This window comes from Phaeovulum molybdatiresistens (assembly GCF_023544865.1).
Taxonomy (GTDB): Bacteria; Pseudomonadota; Alphaproteobacteria; order Rhodobacterales; family Rhodobacteraceae; genus Pontitalea.
On the sequence record NZ_JAMJFX010000012.1, the window covers coordinates 44711 to 62248 of the forward strand.

At 66.3% G+C, this 17538-nt stretch carries 15 protein-coding genes; 13 read left to right on the forward strand and 2 right to left on the reverse strand.

The window, feature by feature from the left end; all coding sequences use genetic code 11:
- Positions 1-4 precede the first annotated feature (4 nt).
- The 7 genes from nuoL (at position 5) to MXB90_RS10045 (ending at position 8876) form a co-directional block, all read left to right on the forward strand.
- Positions 5-1972 (forward strand): NADH-quinone oxidoreductase subunit L, encoded by a 1968-nt coding sequence (gene nuoL, locus MXB90_RS10015; protein ID WP_250044191.1) that lies wholly within the window; start codon positions 5-7, stop codon positions 1970-1972.
- Complete coding sequence (locus MXB90_RS10020; protein WP_250044192.1) at positions 1972-3507, forward strand: NADH-quinone oxidoreductase subunit M; 1536 nt, start codon at positions 1972-1974, stop codon at positions 3505-3507. Before nuoL ends, MXB90_RS10020 begins: the two co-directional genes overlap by 1 nt.
- 13 nt (positions 3508-3520) lie before the next feature.
- On the forward strand, positions 3521-4960 hold the full coding sequence (gene nuoN, locus MXB90_RS10025) for an NADH-quinone oxidoreductase subunit NuoN (RefSeq protein WP_250044194.1): 1440 nt from the start codon (positions 3521-3523) through the stop codon (positions 4958-4960).
- Positions 4950-5711 (forward strand): biotin--[acetyl-CoA-carboxylase] ligase, encoded by a 762-nt coding sequence (locus MXB90_RS10030; RefSeq protein WP_284040797.1) that lies wholly within the window; start codon positions 4950-4952, stop codon positions 5709-5711. Before nuoN ends, MXB90_RS10030 begins: the two co-directional genes overlap by 11 nt.
- Positions 5712-5723: 12 nt before the next feature.
- Entirely contained in the window at positions 5724-6500 is a 777-nt protein-coding gene (locus MXB90_RS10035) for a type III pantothenate kinase (RefSeq protein WP_250044197.1), read from the forward strand.
- A 47-nt stretch (positions 6501-6547) separates the two neighbouring features.
- Positions 6548-8173: a ribonuclease J gene (locus MXB90_RS10040; RefSeq protein ID WP_250044267.1), complete on the forward strand. Its 1626-nt coding sequence runs from the start codon at positions 6548-6550 to the stop codon at positions 8171-8173.
- A gap of 115 nt (positions 8174-8288) precedes the next feature.
- Positions 8289-8876 carry a hypothetical protein gene (locus MXB90_RS10045; RefSeq protein ID WP_250044199.1) on the forward strand — a complete coding sequence of 196 codons (588 nt, stop codon included), beginning with the start codon at positions 8289-8291 and terminating at the stop codon, positions 8874-8876.
- A 51-nt stretch (positions 8877-8927) separates the two neighbouring features.
- Here the strand turns inward: MXB90_RS10045 and MXB90_RS10050 are convergent, their stop codons facing one another.
- Positions 8928-10493: a DEAD/DEAH box helicase gene (locus MXB90_RS10050; protein WP_250044202.1), complete on the reverse strand. Its 1566-nt coding sequence runs from the start codon at positions 10491-10493 to the stop codon at positions 8928-8930.
- A gap of 192 nt (positions 10494-10685) precedes the next feature.
- Here MXB90_RS10050 and argS point away from each other — a divergent pair, with 192 nt between their 5' ends.
- The 6 genes from argS (at position 10686) to MXB90_RS10080 (ending at position 16274) form a co-directional block, all read left to right on the forward strand.
- A complete protein-coding gene (argS, locus tag MXB90_RS10055; RefSeq protein ID WP_250044204.1) occupies positions 10686-12431 on the forward strand; it encodes an arginine--tRNA ligase in 1746 nt (581 codons plus the stop codon).
- A gap of 85 nt (positions 12432-12516) precedes the next feature.
- A complete protein-coding gene (locus MXB90_RS10060; RefSeq protein ID WP_250044208.1) occupies positions 12517-13581 on the forward strand; it encodes an SPOR domain-containing protein in 1065 nt (354 codons plus the stop codon).
- On the forward strand, positions 13581-14612 hold the full coding sequence (locus tag MXB90_RS10065; protein WP_250044211.1) for a glycoside hydrolase family 3 N-terminal domain-containing protein: 1032 nt from the start codon (positions 13581-13583) through the stop codon (positions 14610-14612). Before MXB90_RS10060 ends, MXB90_RS10065 begins: the two co-directional genes overlap by 1 nt.
- A gap of 7 nt (positions 14613-14619) precedes the next feature.
- Complete coding sequence (locus MXB90_RS10070; RefSeq protein ID WP_250044213.1) at positions 14620-15411, forward strand: segregation and condensation protein A; 792 nt, start codon at positions 14620-14622, stop codon at positions 15409-15411.
- Positions 15408-16046, forward strand: coding sequence for an SMC-Scp complex subunit ScpB (scpB, locus tag MXB90_RS10075; protein WP_250044214.1), 639 nt, complete (start codon positions 15408-15410; stop codon positions 16044-16046). The genes MXB90_RS10070 and scpB overlap by 4 nt, the downstream gene beginning before the upstream one ends.
- Before the next feature lie 36 nt (positions 16047-16082).
- Positions 16083-16274, forward strand: a complete 192-nt coding sequence (locus tag MXB90_RS10080; protein ID WP_250044216.1) for a hypothetical protein — start codon at positions 16083-16085, stop codon at positions 16272-16274.
- Here the strand turns inward: MXB90_RS10080 and MXB90_RS10085 are convergent.
- The gene (locus tag MXB90_RS10085) at positions 16255-17538 is read right to left on the reverse strand and encodes a PqqD family peptide modification chaperone (protein ID WP_250044218.1); all 1284 of its coding nucleotides are present in this window, start codon (positions 17536-17538) and stop codon (positions 16255-16257) included. The genes MXB90_RS10080 and MXB90_RS10085 overlap by 20 nt on opposite strands.

The window sequence follows — 17538 nt, forward strand, 5'->3', positions numbered from 1 at the left end:
GCAGATGGAAACGATCATTCTTTTTGCCCCGCTGGTGGGGGCGATCATCGCCGGCTTCGGCTGGCGGCTGATCGGCGAAAAGGGCGCGATGGCGGTGACCACGGGCCTGCTGTTCCTGGCCGCCGCGCTCAGCTGGATCGTCTTCCTGGGCTTTGACGGGGTGACCCGGCAGATCCACATCCTGGACTGGGTGCAATCGGGCACGTTGGATACCGCCTGGTCGATCCGGCTGGACCGGCTGACGGCGATCATGCTGATCGTGGTCAATACGGTCTCGGCGCTGGTGCATCTGTATTCCTGGGGCTACATGGCCCATGACGACAACTGGACCCATCACGAACATTACAAGGCGCGGTTCTTCGCCTATCTGTCGTTCTTCACCTTTGCGATGCTGATGCTGGTGACGTCGGACAACCTGGTGCAGATGTTCTTTGGCTGGGAAGGCGTGGGCGTGGCGTCCTACCTTCTGATCGGGTTCTACTACAAGAAACCTTCGGCCAATGCCGCGGCGATGAAGGCCTTTGTCGTCAACCGCGTGGGCGATTTCGGCTTCATGCTGGGCATCGTCGGGCTGTTCATGCTGGTCGATTCCATCGCGATGGACGACATCTTTGCCGCCGCACCCACGCTGGCGGAAACGCAGATCACCTTCCTGTGGACGGAATGGAACGCGGCGGTGCTGCTGACCTTCCTGCTGTTCATCGGCGCGATGGGCAAATCGGCGCAGCTGTTGCTGCACACCTGGCTGCCCGACGCGATGGAAGGTCCGACCCCGGTGTCGGCGCTGATCCACGCCGCGACCATGGTCACCGCCGGTGTCTTCCTGGTGTCGCGCATGTCGCCGCTTTATGAAGTTGCGCCCGAAACCAAGACCTTCATCGTCTACATGGGGGCGGCGACCGCCTTTGTCGCGGCGACGATCGGCCTTGTGCAGAACGACATCAAGCGCGTGATCGCCTATTCGACGATGTCGCAGCTGGGCTATATGTTCGTGGCGGCCGGTGTCGGCGTCTATTCGGTGGCGATGTTCCACCTGCTGACGCATGCCTTCTTCAAGGCGATGCTGTTCCTGGGCGCGGGGTCTGTCATCCATGCGATGCACCACGAACAGGACATGCGCAATTACGGCGGCCTGCGCAAAAAGATCCCGCTGACCTTCTGGGCGATGCTGATCGGCACGCTGGCGATCACCGGCGTGGGCATTCCGCTGACCCATTTCGGCTTTGCCGGCTTCCTGTCCAAGGATGCGATCATCGAAAGCGCCTTTGCCGGGACCCATGGCGGCATTGCCTTCTGGGCGCTGGTGGTGGCGGCGCTGTTCACCTCGTTCTACAGCTGGCGTCTGATGTTCCTGACCTTCTGGGGCAAGCCGCGGGGCGATCATCATGCGCATGACCATGCCCATGAAAGCCCGATGGTGATGCTGGTGCCGCTGGGCGTGCTGGCGCTTGGTGCGGTTTTTGCCGGGATGATCTGGTATGGGCCCTTCTTCGGCTCGACCGAACAGGTGAACGACTGGTTCGCCGGTGCCATCTTCATGGCCGAAAGCAACCATGTCCTGCATGAGGCGCATGACGTGCCCGCCTGGGTCAAGGTGTCGCCCTTCGTGGCCATGCTGATCGGTCTGCTGACGGCCTGGGTGTTCTATATCCGCTCGCCCGAAACCCCGAAGAAACTGGCCCAGGCGCAGCCCGCGCTCTATCAGTTCCTGCTCAACAAGTGGTATTTCGACGAGCTGTATGACTGGATCTTCGTCCGCCCCGCCAAGTGGATTGGCGCCTTCCTGTGGAAGAAGGGCGACGGGGCCGTCATCGACGGCGCGATCAACGGGGTGGCGCTGGGTCTGATCCCGCGGCTGACGCGGCTCGCGGGTCGGATGCAGTCGGGCTATCTGTTCCACTACGCTTTCGCCATGGTCATCGGCATCGTGGTGCTCATGTTCTGGGTCGTTCTGGCCGGGGGGTCCAACTAATGGAAAACCTGCTTTCCATCATCACTTTCGTCCCCCTGGTGGCGGCCGCGATCCTGGCGCTGGTGCAGCGCGGCGGCGGTGCCGCGGCGGATCGCAATGCCAAGTGGTTCGCGCTGACCGCGACCACGGCGACCTTCCTGGTGTCGCTGTTCCTGCTGACGGGCTTTGATCCGGCCAACACCGGCTTCCAGTTCGTTGAAGAACGCGCCTGGATCATGGGCTTTACCTACAAGGTGGGCGTGGACGGGATTTCGGTTCTGTTCGTGATGCTGACCACCTTCCTGATGCCGCTGACGATTGCGGCCTGCTGGAACGTGGAAACCCGCGTCAAGGAATACATGATCGCCTTCCTGGTGCTGGAAGGGCTGATGATCGGCGTTTTCGTGGCGCTGGATCTGGTGCTGTTCTACCTGTTCTTCGAGGCAGGCCTGATCCCGATGTTCCTGATCATCGGTATCTGGGGCGGCAAGGATCGCATCTATGCCGCGTTCAAGTTCTTCCTTTACACGTTCCTCGGGTCGGTTCTGATGCTGGTGGCGATGATCGCCATGTATCAGGATGCGGGCACCACCGACATGGTCAAGCTGCTGGCGCATGAATTTGCCTCTGACAGCTTCTCGGTGCTGGGGGTGCATGTCGTGGGCGGGCTGCAGACGCTGCTGTTCCTGGCGTTCTTTGCCAGCTTTGCGGTCAAGATGCCGATGTGGCCGGTTCACACCTGGCTGCCCGATGCGCACGTGCAGGCGCCGACCGCAGGGTCGGTCGTGCTGGCGGCGGTGCTGCTGAAGATGGGGGGCTATGGCTTCCTGCGCTTCAGCCTGCCGATGTTCCCCGTGGGGTCCGAGGTGCTGGGCGGCGTGGTTCTGTGGATGTCGGCGATTGCCATCGTCTACACCAGCCTTGTGGCGCTGGCGCAGTCCGACATGAAGAAGCTGATCGCCTATTCCTCGGTCGCGCATATGGGCTATGTTACCATGGGGATCTTCTCGGTGAACCAGCAGGGTATCGACGGGGCGATCTTCCAGATGCTGTCGCACGGCTTCATCTCGGGCGCGCTGTTCCTGTGTGTGGGCGTCATCTATGACCGGATGCACACGCGGGAAATCGACGCCTATGGCGGTCTGGTGACCCGGATGCCGGCCTATGCGCTGATCTTCATGTTCTTCACTATGGCCAATGTGGGCCTGCCGGGCACCAGCGGCTTTGTCGGCGAATTCCTGACGCTGATGGGCGTGTTCCAGGCCAATACCTGGGTGGCGGCGGTTGCGGCCACGGGGGTGATCCTGTCGGCGGCCTATGCGCTGTGGCTGTATCGCCGTGTGGTCTTTGGCGACCTGATCAAGGAAAGCCTGAAGGCCATCACCGATATGGACCGCCGCGAAAAGGCGATCTTCGCGCCGCTGGTGGTGATGACGCTGCTGCTGGGCGTCTATCCCAGCCTTGTGACCGACATCATCGGGCCTTCGGTCGGCCAGCTGATCCAAGACTATCATGCAAGCCTGCCCGCCACCGAAGTGGCGCTGGCCGGGCAGTGAGGGAGAAACAACCATGACTTCTGCGGATTTCTCCACGGTCCTGCCGGAATTCCTGCTGGCGGTCTTTGCGATGGCGGCGCTTCTGGGCGGTGTCTGGACCGGCAAGGACAAGACGGCCGGCGCGATCCTGTGGGCCACGGTCGCCGTGTTCCTGGGCCTTGCGGCCTGGATCGGGCTGAATGGCGGGCCCGCGCGGGCGGCCTTTGGCGGCATGTTCCTGGATGACGCCTTCGCGCGGTTTTCCAAGGTGGCGGTGCTGTTGTCCGGTGCCGCCGTCCTGGCCATGAGCGCGGATTACATGACGCGCCGCGGCCTGTTGCGGTTCGAATATCCCATCCTTGTCGCGCTGGCGGTTGTCGGCATGATGATGATGGTGTCGGCGGGCGATCTGATCGCGCTTTATATGGGGCTGGAGCTGCAGTCGCTGGCGCTTTACGTCGTGGCCTCGCTGCGCCGCGACAGCGCCAAGTCGTCCGAGGCGGGGCTGAAATATTTCGTGCTGGGCTCGCTGTCCTCGGGGCTGCTGCTGTATGGTGCCTCGCTGGTTTATGGCTTTGCGGGCACGACGTCCTTTGCCGGGATCATCACCGTGGTCGAGGCCGGGCATCTGCCGCTGGGCGTGCTGTTTGGTCTGGTGTTCCTGCTGACGGGTCTGGCGTTCAAGGTGTCGGCGGTGCCGTTCCACATGTGGACGCCCGACGTCTATGAAGGCTCGCCCACGCCGGTCACCGCCTTCTTTGCCACCGCGCCCAAGGTGGCGGCAATGGCGCTGCTGGCGCGTCTGGTGCATGACGCCTTCGGCCAAGTGCCGGGCGAGTGGGGCCAGATCGTGGGCCTGATGGCTGTGGCCTCGATGTTCCTGGGCGCGGTCGCCGCGATCGGCCAGCGCAACATCAAGCGCCTGATGGCCTATTCCTCGATCGCGCATATGGGCTTTGCGCTGCTGGGCCTGGCCGCGGGCACCGAGGCGGGCGTGCAGGCGATGCTGATCTACATGGCGATCTATGTGGCCATGAACATCGGCACCTTCGCCTTCATCCTGTCGATGGAACGCGATGGCCAGCCAGTCACCGATATCGCCGCGCTGAACCTGTATTCCCGGCGTGAGCCGTTGAAGGCGATGGCGATGCTGGTGCTGCTGTTCAGCCTGGCGGGGGTGCCGCCGATGCTGGGCTTCTTCGCCAAGTTCGCCGTGCTGAAGGCGGCGCTGGATGCGGGCTATGTCTGGCTGGTGGTGCTGGGGGTGATCGCGTCGGTGATCGGTGCCTTCTACTACCTGCGCATCGTCTTCTTCATGTATTTCGGGTCCGAAACCGAGGCGCTGGATACCCGCATGCCGGCGGTGCAATGGGTGCTTTTGATGGCATCCGCGCTGGTGATGATCGCGGGCGTGGTCAACCTGTTCGGGGTCGAGGGCGCCGCTGCGGCGGCGGCCAGCGCGCTTGTCCGCTGATCCCGCCGACTGGCCCGAGGGCGTGGCGCGCCACGTCCTGGGCCGGGTCGACAGCACCATGGCCGAGGCCGCCCGCCTGGCCCCGCATCTGTCGGGGCCAGCTTGGGTTTTTGCCCAGGAACAAACCGCCGCGCGCGGCCGGCGCGGGCGCGACTGGCACATGCCGGTGGGCAATTTCGCGGCGACGCTGGTCCTGCGTCCCAAGGGGGGCCTGCCGCAGGCCGCGCTTTATTCCTTTGTCGCGGCCCTTGCGCTGGATGAGGCGCTGGCCCGCGTTGCGGGGCCCGCCGCGGGGCTGGCGATCAAATGGCCCAATGATGTGCTGCTGAACGGCGGCAAGGTCGCGGGCATCCTGCTGGAAAGCATCGGGTCAGGGGCCAGCCTGTCACATCTGGCCATCGGCATCGGCGTGAACCTGGCCGAGGCGCCCGATCCGGGCCTGCTGGAACCCGGCGCCGTTGCCCCGGTCAGCCTGCGCGGCGAAACCGGCCTGTCCATCCCGCCCGAGGATTTCCTGCCGATCCTGGCGCAGGCCTTTGCCCGCTGGCAGGGGCAGCTAGAGACCTGGGGCTTCGGCCCGATCCGCACCGCCTGGCTGGCGCGCGCCGCGCGCATCGGTCAGCGCATCCTGGCGCGCACCGGCCACGAAACCCATGAAGGCATCTTTGAAACCATCGACGACAGCGGCGCGATGATCCTGCAGACGGCAAAGGGCCGCCTGCCGATCGCCGCGGGCGATATCTTTTTCTGAAGGGGGCGGGACATGCTGTTGTGCATCGACTGCGGCAACACCAACACGGTCTTTTCGATCTGGGACGGGTCGGATTTCATCGCCACCTGGCGCATCTCGACCGATCATCGGCGCACGGCGGATGAATATTTCGTCTGGCTGTCCACGCTGAAAGGCCTGAACCGGATCGAGGCCGATGTGACCGAGGCGATCATTTCCTCGACCGTGCCGCGGGTGGTGTTCAACCTGCGTGTGCTGTGCGATCGCTATTTCAACTGTCGGCCGCTGGTGGTGGGCAAGCCGGAATGCGCGCTGCCCGTGGCCCCGCGCGTCGATGTCGGCACGACGGTGGGCCCGGACCGGCTGGTGAACACGGTGGCGGGCTTTGACCGGCATGGCGGCGATATCATCGTGGTCGATTTCGGCACCGCCACCACCTTCGACGTGGTCGCCCCCGATGGCGCCTATATCGGCGGGGTGATCGCGCCGGGCGTCAACCTGAGCCTTGAGGCCCTGCACATGGCCGCCGCCGCGCTGCCGCATGTGGATGTGACCCATCCCGCGCAGGTGGTGGGAACGAATACGGTGGCCTGTATTCAATCTGGCGTCTATTGGGGCTATATCGGGCTGGTGGAAGGCATCGTCCGCCAGATCCGCCGCGAACGCGACCGCCCGATGAAGGTGATCGCCACCGGCGGCCTGGCGCGGCTGTTCGAACAGGGCTTTGACCTGTTTGACCGCGTCGAGGATGACCTGACCATGCACGGGCTGCGGCTCATCAACGATTACAACAAGGAACTGAGCGCGTGAAAGAGCGTCTGATCTATCTTCCGCTCGGCGGGGCCGGCGAAATCGGCATGAATGCCTATGTCTATGGCTATGGGCCCGAGGGCAAGGAACGGCTGATCGTGGTCGATCTGGGCGTGACCTTTCCCGACATGGACGGCTCGCCCGGGGTGGACCTGATTATGGCCGATATCGCCTGGCTGGCGGAAAACGCCGACCGGATTGAGGCGATCTTCATCACCCACGCGCATGAGGACCATATCGGCGCGCTGCCACATTACTGGCCGCGGCTGAAAAAGGACATCTACGCGCGGCGCTTCACCGCCCGCATCGGCGAGATGAAGCTGGAAGAGGCGGGCCTGCCCACCGATGCGATCCGCGTGGTCGAACCGCGCCCCCAGGTGATCGAGGCTGGGCCCTTCAAGGTGCAATTCGTGCCGGTGTCGCATTCCATCCCCGAAAGCTCGGCGCTGGTGATCGACACGCCGGCCGGGCGCGTGGTGCATTCGGGCGATTTCAAGCTGGATGGCAATCCGGTGGTGGGCGAGGCCTTTGACCCGATCCTGTGGCATGACATTGCCAAGGAAGGGCAGGGGGTCAAGGTGCTGACCTGCGATTCCACCAATGTCTTCACCCCCCATCCCGGCCGGTCCGAGGCGACGCTGGCCACGCCGCTGACCGAACTGATCGCTGCCCAGGAAGGCATGGTGGTGGCGACCACCTTTGCGTCAAACGTGGCGCGGCTGAAAACCCTGGCCGAGGCGGGGCGGGCGGCGGGCCGCTCGATCTGCCTGTTGGGGCGGGCGATGAAGAAGATGGTCACCGCGGCCCAGGAAACCGGCGTTCTGACCGGCTTTCCCAGCACTGTGACGCCCGAACAGGCGGCGGAAATCCCGCGTGAAAACCTGATGCTGATCGTCACCGGCAGCCAGGGCGAACGCCGCGCGGCCTCGGCCCAGCTGAGCCGGGGCAAGTATCTGGGCCTTGAAATGCGCGAGGGCGATACCTTCCTGTTTTCCTCGAAGACGATCCCGGGCAATGAACGCGGCGTCATCCGCATCATGAACGCGTTTTCGGAAATGGGCGTCGAGGTGATCGACGATCGCGGCGGGCTGTACCACGTGTCCGGCCATGCCAACCGCCCCGATCTTGAGGCGGTGCAGGAACTGCTGCGTCCGCAAATTCTGATCCCGATGCATGGCGAACACCGCCACCTGCGCGAACATGCCAAGATCGCCCAGTCCAAGGGCATCGCCGCCGAAGTGGCCACCAATGGCACGATGATCGACCTGACCGGCGCCGCGCCCAAGGTGGTGGAATATATCGAGGCCGGGCGCACCTATCTGGATGGCAACGTTCTGATCGGCGCGATGGATGGCGTGGTGCGCGACCGGATCCGCATGGCGCTGAACGGTCATGTGCTGGTCACCGTCATCATCGACGAAGAGGATATGCCGCTGGGCGATGCCTGGGTTGAGATGATGGGCCTGCCGCCCCGGGGCCGCAACGGCGCCGATGTGGCCGGCGTGATCGAGGAGGAACTGGCCACCTTCCTGGAACGCGCCAGCGCCAAGGTCATCGCCAATGACGCCAAGATGGACGAGGCGATCCGCCGCATCGTCCGCCAGGTGACGATGGAGGAAATCGGCAAGAAGCCCGAGGTCACCGTGGTCGTCTCGCGCCTGATCGCCGAGTGATCTGGCTCAAAAGATGAAAGGCGGTCGCTGCGCGCGGCCGCCTTTTTCTTTCTGGGCTTGATGCAAGGGACGGCTGGTCTAAGCTTGCCGGGTAATGAGTATCAGCGAGGTTTGAATGAAACGGATTGCGGCTGCGGTGCTGGTGGCGTGGGGCGCGGGGGCCGCCTTTGGCGATGTCCCCGCACTTTCCCCCGCGCATGATACGACGATCAGCTACAACATGCAGGGCACCCGGGTCCGGGATGGCGTCACGCGGGATATCCCCTACAGTAAAACGCGTTACACGGGATATTTCGCCACAACCGGGGCCTCGGTCACCAGCGAGATGGGCCAACCGGCGCTTTTGCGCCCCGACCTGGGGCGGCGCTATTTCGGCACACTGGACCCGCAGGGCCGGTTCATTGTGGTTCTCGAGGATGATCTGTCCTTCACGACGCTCGATATCTACCGCGAGGATCTGGAAGAAGCCGGGGCCGACACGGTCGCCGGAGAGGCCTGTACCGTCTGGACCGCCGCGATCCCGCCCAAACACCCGAGGGAGGCCGCGTCGGAGGCAGAGTTCTGCGTGACCGAGGATGGGCTGATGCTGCGAGCCCGCATCACCTCGATCCTGGGTGCAAATGAAACGCGGGTGATGCTGATCGAGGCGACCGACGTCACGCGCGGGCCGATCCCGGCAAGCTATTTCGAACCGGTCAAATGAAAAACCCCGCCGGGGCAGCACCGGCGGGGTTCCTGTTCATGGCGTAAAGGCTCAGGCCTCGCCGACTTCGCTATCCTCAGGCTCAACCGCGGGGGCCGAGGGGCGGAAGCTGCGCAGGATGAAATCCGGCACATGGTCGCCCATGCCAACCACCACCGGCCCGTTGTCGCGGTCGCGGCGATAGCCGCGTTCACGCCGGTCTTCGCGGCGATCTTCACGCCGGTCTTCGCGGCGGTCGTCCCGACGTTCCTCATGGCGTTCTTCGCGGCGCTCTTCCCGGCGGGGGGCCTCGACCAGCGGTTCCGCGACCGGCTCGATGATCGGGGCGGCGGCAACGGCGGCCTCTTTCGGGGCGCGTTCGCCGCGGTCGCGATCACGGCCACCGCGCGCGCGTGAACGGCCGCCACGGGCACCGCGCTCTTCCTCGCGTTCGCGGGGGGGGCGCTGCGCGGCCTCTGACACCTCGAAGCCTTCGGGCGCATCGACGCGCGGGATTGGCTGTTTCACCAGCGCTTCAATCGCCGACAGGTATTTGTCATCGGCGGGCGTCGCGATCGTATAGGCGGTGCCCAGACGGCCCGCGCGGCCCGTGCGGCCGATGCGGTGCACATAATCTTCGGCGTGGCTGGGCACGTCGAAGTTGAACACATGGCTGACCGCCGGAATGTCCAGGCCCCGCGCCGCCACGTCAGACGCCACAAGGAAGCGCAGCGAGCCATCGCGGAACCCGTCCAGCGTGCGCATCCGCTGGCTTTGGTCCAGGTCGCCATGGATCGGGGCTGCGTCAAAGCCATGCGTTTTCAGCGACTTGGCGACGATGTCCACCTCGGTCTTGCGGTTGCAGAAGATGATCGCGTTGGTGCAGGCCTCACCCTCCGAGGTGATGATCGCGCGCAGCAATTCACGTTTCTGCTTGGCCGCCTGATCGCGGCGCGTCGGCGTCAGCGCGATCAGCCGCTGGGTGATGGTTTCCGAGGTGGTGGCCTGGCGCGCGACCTCGATCCGGGCGGGGGCGTGCAGGAAGGTGTTGGTGATCCGCTCAATCTCGGGCGCCATCGTGGCGCTGAAGAACAGCGTTTGCCGGGTGAAGGGGGTCAGCTGGAAGATCCGCTCGATATCCGGGATGAAGCCCATGTCGAGCATCCGGTCGGCTTCGTCCACGACCATGATCTGCACGCCGTTCAGCAACAGCTTGCCGCGTTCGAAATGGTCCAGCAGCCGGCCGGGCGTGGCGATCAGCACGTCGACGCCACGGTCGATCAGCTTGTCCTGTTCGCCAAAGCTGACCCCGCCGATCAACAGCGCCTTCGTCAGCTTGGTGTTCTTGGCATAGATGTCGAAGTTTTCCGCCACCTGGGCCGCCAGTTCGCGCGTCGGGCACAGCACCAGGCTGCGCGGCATCCGCGCCCGCGCCCGGCCCTTGGCCAAAAGCGTGATCATCGGCAGCGTGAAGGACGCGGTCTTGCCGGTCCCGGTCTGGGCGATGCCCAGCACATCCTTGCCTTCCAGCGCGGGGGGAATGGCGCCGGCCTGGATCGGGGTCGGGGTTTCGTAGCCGGCATCGGCAATGGCGGAAAGGACCTTGGGGTCCAGTTTCAGATCAGAGAACTTGGTCATCAGCGTCCTAATGTGCGGTATCGGACCGCAGGGTGAAGGGACGCGGGTATCGGGCGCCCCGTGGCATCCCGCCAAATGCGGGTGCAGGTCCCCTACTGCATCCGGGGAAAAAGGTCAATCTTCGTGGATGTGGCCCGGCATTGACGGCAGGGCCGCGCTCTGGCAGGGGAAGAACAGGAATAGGATGGACCCATGAACCTCTTTGCCGATATTCGCGCGGCGGTGATTTCCGCGCTGGAAGACATGGTGGCGGCGGGCGACCTGCCGTCCGGTCTTGATATGTCCAATGTCGCGGTTGAACCGCCGCGCGATGCGCTGCATGGCGATATGGCGACCAATGCCGCGATGGTGCTGGCCAAGCCCGCCGGCAAGCCCCCGCGCGCCATCGCCGAGGCGCTGGCCGCCCGGCTGGCCGCCGATCACCGCATCGACAGCGCCGAAGTGGCGGGGCCGGGCTTTCTGAACCTGCGCCTGTCGGCCCTGGTTTGGGACGGGGTGTGCCGCGCGGCGCTGTTGCAGGGGCGCGCCTTCGGGCGGTCGACCCTGGGGCAGGGGGCCAAGGTCAATGTCGAATTCGTCTCGGCCAACCCGACGGGTCCGATGCATGTGGGCCATACCCGCGGCGCGGTCTTTGGCGATGCGCTGGCGGCCCTGCTGGATTACGCGGGCTATGACGTCACGCGCGAATATTACATCAACGACGGCGGCGCGCAGGTCGATGTGCTGGCGCGCTCGGCCTATGAACGCTACCGCGAGGCCAATGGCCTGGAGCCTGAAATCCGCGAAGGCCTGTATCCCGGTGACTATCTGATCCCGGTGGGTGAGGCGCTGAAGGCGAAATATGGCGATAGCCTGCTGGACAAGCCCGAAGCCGAATGGCTGGCCGATCTGCGCACCTTCGCCACCGAACGCATGATGGACATGATCCGTGAGGATCTGGCCTGTCTGGGCGTCACGATGGACGTCTATTCCAGCGAAAAGGCGCTTTACGGCACCGGCCAGATCGAGGCCGCGCTGGAAGAACTGCGCGCCCAGGGCCTGATCTATGAAGGCGTGCTGGAACCGCCCAAGGGCAAGCTGCCCGAGGATTGGGAAGAACGTGAACAGACGCTGTTCCGGTCCACCGCCTTTGGCGATGATGTGGACCGCCCGGTGATGAAATCGGACGGCAGCTGGACCTATTTCGCGCCCGATATCGCCTATCACTATGACAAGGTGAAGCGCGGCTTTGACATGCTGATCGACGTGCTGGGCGCGGACCACGGCGGCTATGTCAAGCGGATGAAGGCCGCTGTTGCGGCGCTGTCGGGTGGCCGCGTGCCGCTGGACATCAAGCTGATCCAGCTGGTCAAGCTGTTCAAGAACGGCGAGCCCTTCAAGATGTCCAAGCGCGCGGGCACGTTCGTCACGCTGCGCGACGTCGTCGAACAGGCCGGTGCCGATGTGACCCGCTTTGTCATGCTGACGCGCAAGAATGACGCGGCGCTGGATTTCGACTTTGCCAAGGTTCTGGAACAGTCCAAGGACAACCCGGTCTTCTACGTCCAGTATGCCCATGCGCGGGTCTGTTCGGTGCTGCGCAAGGCGGTCGAGATGGGGGTGGATGTGTCCGATGCCGCCCTGTCGCAGGCCGATCTGACACGCAACCGCCACGAGGCCGAGGTGGCCCTTGCCAAGAAGATCGCCGAATGGCCGCGGCTGGTGGAAATCGCCGCGCGCGCGAACGAACCGCATCGCGTGGCCTTCTACCTGTATGAACTGGCGTCCGATCTGCATTCGCTGTGGAACCGCGGCAATGACGATCCGTCGCTGCGCTTCCTGCAAGATGGCGATCTGGCCGCCACATCGGCGAAAATCGCGCTGGCCCGGGCCACGGCCGTTGTTATTTCCGCCGGTCTTGGTATTCTTGGCGTGACCCCCGCGGAAGAGATGCGCTGAGAACGCACCGCCCGGGGCCAGACAGGCAGGGCGGGGCGACCCGCCCCTCAACGGCAGACCGGGTCCACCCGGCGATGAGGCGAGCATGGCAAGCATCCATTACCGTGACAGCGGATCCTGGCGGCATGAACAGGCCACCGATCCCGCGCCGATGATGTCCGAAGGGATGCGGGGCGAGGGGATCAGGGGCGTCGTGGCCCCGGTGTCGCGCTGGGTTCACTATGCCGGTGCGCTGACCAGTGTCGCGCTGGTCGCGGGGCTGGGGGTCTGGGGCTACAAGCTGGCGGTGCGCGATCTGGCCGGGGTGCCGGTGATCCGCGCGATGGATGGGCCCGCGCGCATTGCACCTGACGATCCGGGCGGCGATCTGGCCCGCCATGTCGGCCTGTCGGTCAATGCGGTGGCCGCCCATGGCACCGCGGCGCCCGCGCCCGATCAGGTGGTTCTGGCGCCTCAGCCGGGCGCGCTGATGCCCGATGATGCGCCGATGGCCACGCTGGTCCCGCCAAGCGCGCCGGTCGCGTCGGAAGTCGCCGAAGCATCGCCCGAAACCATGACCACCGCCGCCATGCCGGTGCCCGACAGCCTGGCCATCCCGGCGCCGGGCGCCAACGCCCAAGGCTTCAGCGCCGAGGCCGCCGCCGCGCAGGCACTTGCCGACAGCCTGGCGCAGGCGGCAGAGCCCGCCGCCGAAGACGACCCCGAGGCAGGGGCGGATCTGACCGCGACCGAAACGGCCGCGCTGCCGGCGATCCCCGACAGCGTGCCGGGCGTGGCACGCTCGCCCCGGCCCCAGGCCCGGCCCGCCCGCGACATGATCGCCGAGGCGGCCGCGCGCGCCGTGGCCGAAGCCATGGCCGAGCCCGCCGCGCTGGATGTCGATCCCGACAGCTTGCCCGCGGGCACCCGTCTGGTGCAGCTGGGCGCCTTCGACGCGCCCGGCGATGCACGCGGCGAATGGGACCGGGTCGCGGACCGCTTTGCCAGCCTGATGGCCGGCAAGCGCCGTGTCATCCAAGAGGCAAGCTCGGGCGGGCGCACCTTCTACCGGCTGCGGGTCGAGGGCTTTGCCGATGTGGCCGATGCGCGCCGCTTCTGCGCGGCGCTTCTGGCCGAACAGGTCAACTGCATCCCCGCGCAGGTGCGCTGATGGCGCCTGCCGCCCCGCGCCAGGGCGCCGCCATTCTGGGCTGTGCCGGGCTGACCCTTGGCCCCGACGAGGCCGCCTTTTTCCGCGATGCGGACCCCTGGGGCTTCATCCTGTTCGCCCGCAATGTCGACACGCCCGACCAGCTGCGCCGCCTGACTGGTGCGTTGCGGGATGCGGTGGGCCGCGACGCGCCGATCCTGATCGATCAGGAAGGCGGGCGCGTGCAGCGGTTGCGCGCGCCGCATTGGCGCGAATGGCTGGCGCCGCTGGATCAGGCCGAAGGCAGCGGGGCGGGGGCGGCGCGGGGCTTTTGGCTGCGCGCGCGGATCATGGCGGCGGAACTGCGCGCGGTGGGGATTGATGCGAACTGTGCCCCCACCTGCGATATCGCGGGGCCCGACACCCATCCCTTCCTGCGCAATCGCTGCCTTGGGACGGATGCGGCCCACGTCACCGCCCATGCCCGCGCGACGGCCGATGGGCTGCTGGCGGGCGGCGTGCTGCCGGTGATCAAGCACATGCCGGGCCACGGCCGCGCCACTGCCGACAGCCACCTGGACCTGCCCACCGTCACAGCAGCGCTGGAGCAGCTGGATCAGACCGATTTCGCCCCCTTCCGCGCGCTGGCCGATCTGCCCATGGGCATGACCGCGCATATCCGCTTTACCGCGCTGGACCCGGCGCCGGCCACGCAATCGGCGCGGGTGATCGGGCTGATCCGGGACCGCATCGGCTTTGACGGGCTGTTGATGACCGATGACATCGGCATGCAGGCGCTGTCCGGCCCGGTGGCGGATCGCGCGGCAAAATCCATCGCAGCGGGCTGTGATGTGGTGCTGCATTGCAATGGCAACCTAGAGGAGATGCAGGCGGTGGTGGGCGCGGCCGGGCGTCTGACACCTGCGGCCGATGCCCGCGCCGCCGCGGCACTGGCCCGCCGGACCGCGCCCGAGGCCGTTGACATCGCGGGCCTGGAGGCCGAACTTGGGGCGGTCCTGAACGGCGCGCCAAGCCCCAAGCCCAAGGCCTGACCCCCGCATGCCCGACACATCCGAGACGAACCTATTTGAGGCGCAATCCGTCGCCGACCGGCTGCAGGCCGAGGCGCTGATCGTCGATGTCGAGGGCTTCGAAGGCCCGCTGGACCTGTTGCTGACCCTGTCGCGCACGCAAAAGGTCGATCTGCGGCGGATTTCGGTGCTGGAACTGGCTGAACAATACCTGGCCTTCGTCGACCGCGCCAAGGCGCTGCGGATCGAACTGGCCGCCGATTATCTGGTGATGGCGGCCTGGCTGGCGTTTCTCAAATCGCGGCTGCTGCTGCCGCCCGACCCCGCCGCCGATGGCCCCTCGGCCGAGGATATGGCCGCCCATCTGGCCTTCCAGCTGGAACGCCTGCAAGCCATGCGCGAGGCCGCCGCCCAGCTGATGGCGCGCGACCGGCTGGGCCGCGACACCTTTGCCCGCGGCCTGTCCGAAGAGGTCGCCCGGGTGCGCAAGGTGGTCTATACCGCCTCGCTGCTGGATCTGATGCAGGCCTATGCCCGCATCCGCACGCGCGACGAATTCCGCCCCTATGCCTTTGACCGGCGCGACGTGTTCACGATGGAACAGGCGCTGGACCGGCTGCGCGGCCTGATCGGCTTTGCCGGCGACTGGACCGAACTGGCCAGTTACCTGCCCGATGGCTGGGGCGGCGATCCCAAGCGCCGCCGATCCGCCACCGCCGCCACCTTTGCCGCCAGTCTGGAACTGGCCAAGCAGGGCCAGATCGAGATCCGCCAGTCCGAAACCTTCGCCCCCATTTCCATCCGACGGAAGACGCCGTGACCGATGCCCCCGAAAAATCGCTGTTCGACGCCCCGCCGATCGCGGAACAGGAACGCATGGTCGAGGCGATCCTGTTCGCCTCGGCCGAGCCTGTGACCGTGGCCGAGATGGCCGAGCGGATGCCGCATGGATCGGACCCGGCCGAGGCGCTGGCCTATCTGCGCAAACGCTATGAGGGGCGGGGGGTGCGGCTGGTGCGGGTGGGCGATGCCTGGGCCTTCCGCACCGCGCCGGACCTTGGCTTCCTGATGCAGAAGGAAACGGTGGAACAGCGCAAACTGTCGCGCGCGGCCATCGAGACGCTGGCGATCATCGCCTATCACCAGCCCGTCACCCGCGCCGAGATCGAGGAAATCCGCGGCGTGGCCGTGTCGCGCGGCACCATCGACCAGTTGCTGGAAATGGAATGGATCCGCTTTGGCCGCCGCCGGATGACGCCCGGGCGCCCGGTGACCTTTGTGGTTACGCAAGGCTTCCTGGATCATTTCAACCTGGAATCGGCGCGCGACCTGCCCGGGCTGAAGGAACTGCGCGCGGCGGGCCTGTTGGACAACCGGCCCTTGCCCGGGGCAGATGCCGCGCCCGACGATGAGGCCGAGGATATCAGTGGTCAGACGGAACTTTTTGAAGATTGAAGGGGTTAAACGGTGAACTTGAACCAGATTGTGAACATGGTGATCAAGACTGTCACGCGCCGGCTGGTCAACTGGGGCGTTAACAAGGGCATGGATCTGGCCGCACGGCGCGGCACGGGGGGAACGGCGGTCGGGGCCACGCCAGCGCAGGCCAAACAGGACAATGCCGCGCGCGAGGCCGCCAAGCGCGCCCGTCAGGCGGCCAAGATCACGCGTCGTCTGCGCTAGGCGGTGCTGCGCCGATCGGCTGCAGCAAGCCTGCCTCGGCCAGCGCGGCCAGATGGCGGCGCATGTCGTCGCGCAGCTGCGCGGGCGGGGTGTCGGGAAAGACCTCGGCCAGAACCTCGGCGCAATCGGCGGCGCTGCCGGGGATTTCCAGCATCTGCCAGATCGCGGCGCCGACCGGGTTCAGTTCCCACAACATCGGCTCGCCCGCCTGCCACAGGAAGGTGGCCTGACCGTGCTGGCGCAGCGCCACGCCGGGGCTGCGCTGCCAGATCTGATCCAGCGGCACGGGTTCGGCCTGGGGGGCGGCATCGACGGCGGTGTCAAAGGGCAGTTCGGGGCCGATGTCCAGATCCGCGGGCAGGTTCGGCCCGGCAAAGGCGCGCATCAGCAGGGCTGTGGCCTCATCCAGATCGGAATAGACCAGCCGCAGCACGGGCAGGCCATCGGTCAGGTCATGGGCGCGGTCAAAGGCCGCCTCGGCCGAGGGCAGGTCGGTGATTGTCTGCACCAGCAGCAGGCGCAGCGCTTGCGCTGGGTCCAGCCGGTGCAGCCGGGCCGGGGCCGATGCGCGCCGATCCAGCATCACCAGCGCGCCCAGCGGCGCCAGGCTGCCATGCGGGGCAAGGTTGGGCAGCATCAGATAGCCATAGCGGTCATCGGCGGGGCCAAGATGCGCCTCGACATGGGCGCGCAGGATCGGGCCGGCGGTGTCGGGCAGCGGCAGGCGCAGACGCGGCGCCACGCCCAGCCCCAGCGCGCGGCCATCGGCCAGCACCGGCAGGACATCGTCGCAAAACAGGCGCACGCCCGGTTCGGCGGTCATGCGGGCGGTCAGGGTGCTTTTGCCCGCCCGGCGCGGCCCGGTCAGCACGACGATCCGGCCCCCCAGTTCCAGCGCGCCGCAATGCAGCCCCAGCGCCCCGGGCTGGGCGGCGCTGTAGGCCTGGGTCATGTCGGCCAGGGTGGCGCAGACGGCGGCGGTGGCGCTTAACCCGCCCAAAGGCTCGGCCAGGAAGGGCGAGGTGACGCGATAACGCCCGGGGCCCGCGGCCTCAATCCATGAAACGGGCGCGGGGTCGTCGGTGCGGGGGACCGTCGGTTCGGGCAGCCAGCCGTTCAGACAGCGCATCAGCTGCGCGGCAAGGCCCGCATCATCGGGCAACCGCACCGGACCGGGCAGGCCGGGAAATTCCAGGTTCAGGTCGACCAAACGGCGCCCCCCGAAGGGGGCGCCGCGGCGCTGGATCAGATCACGCAGCGACAT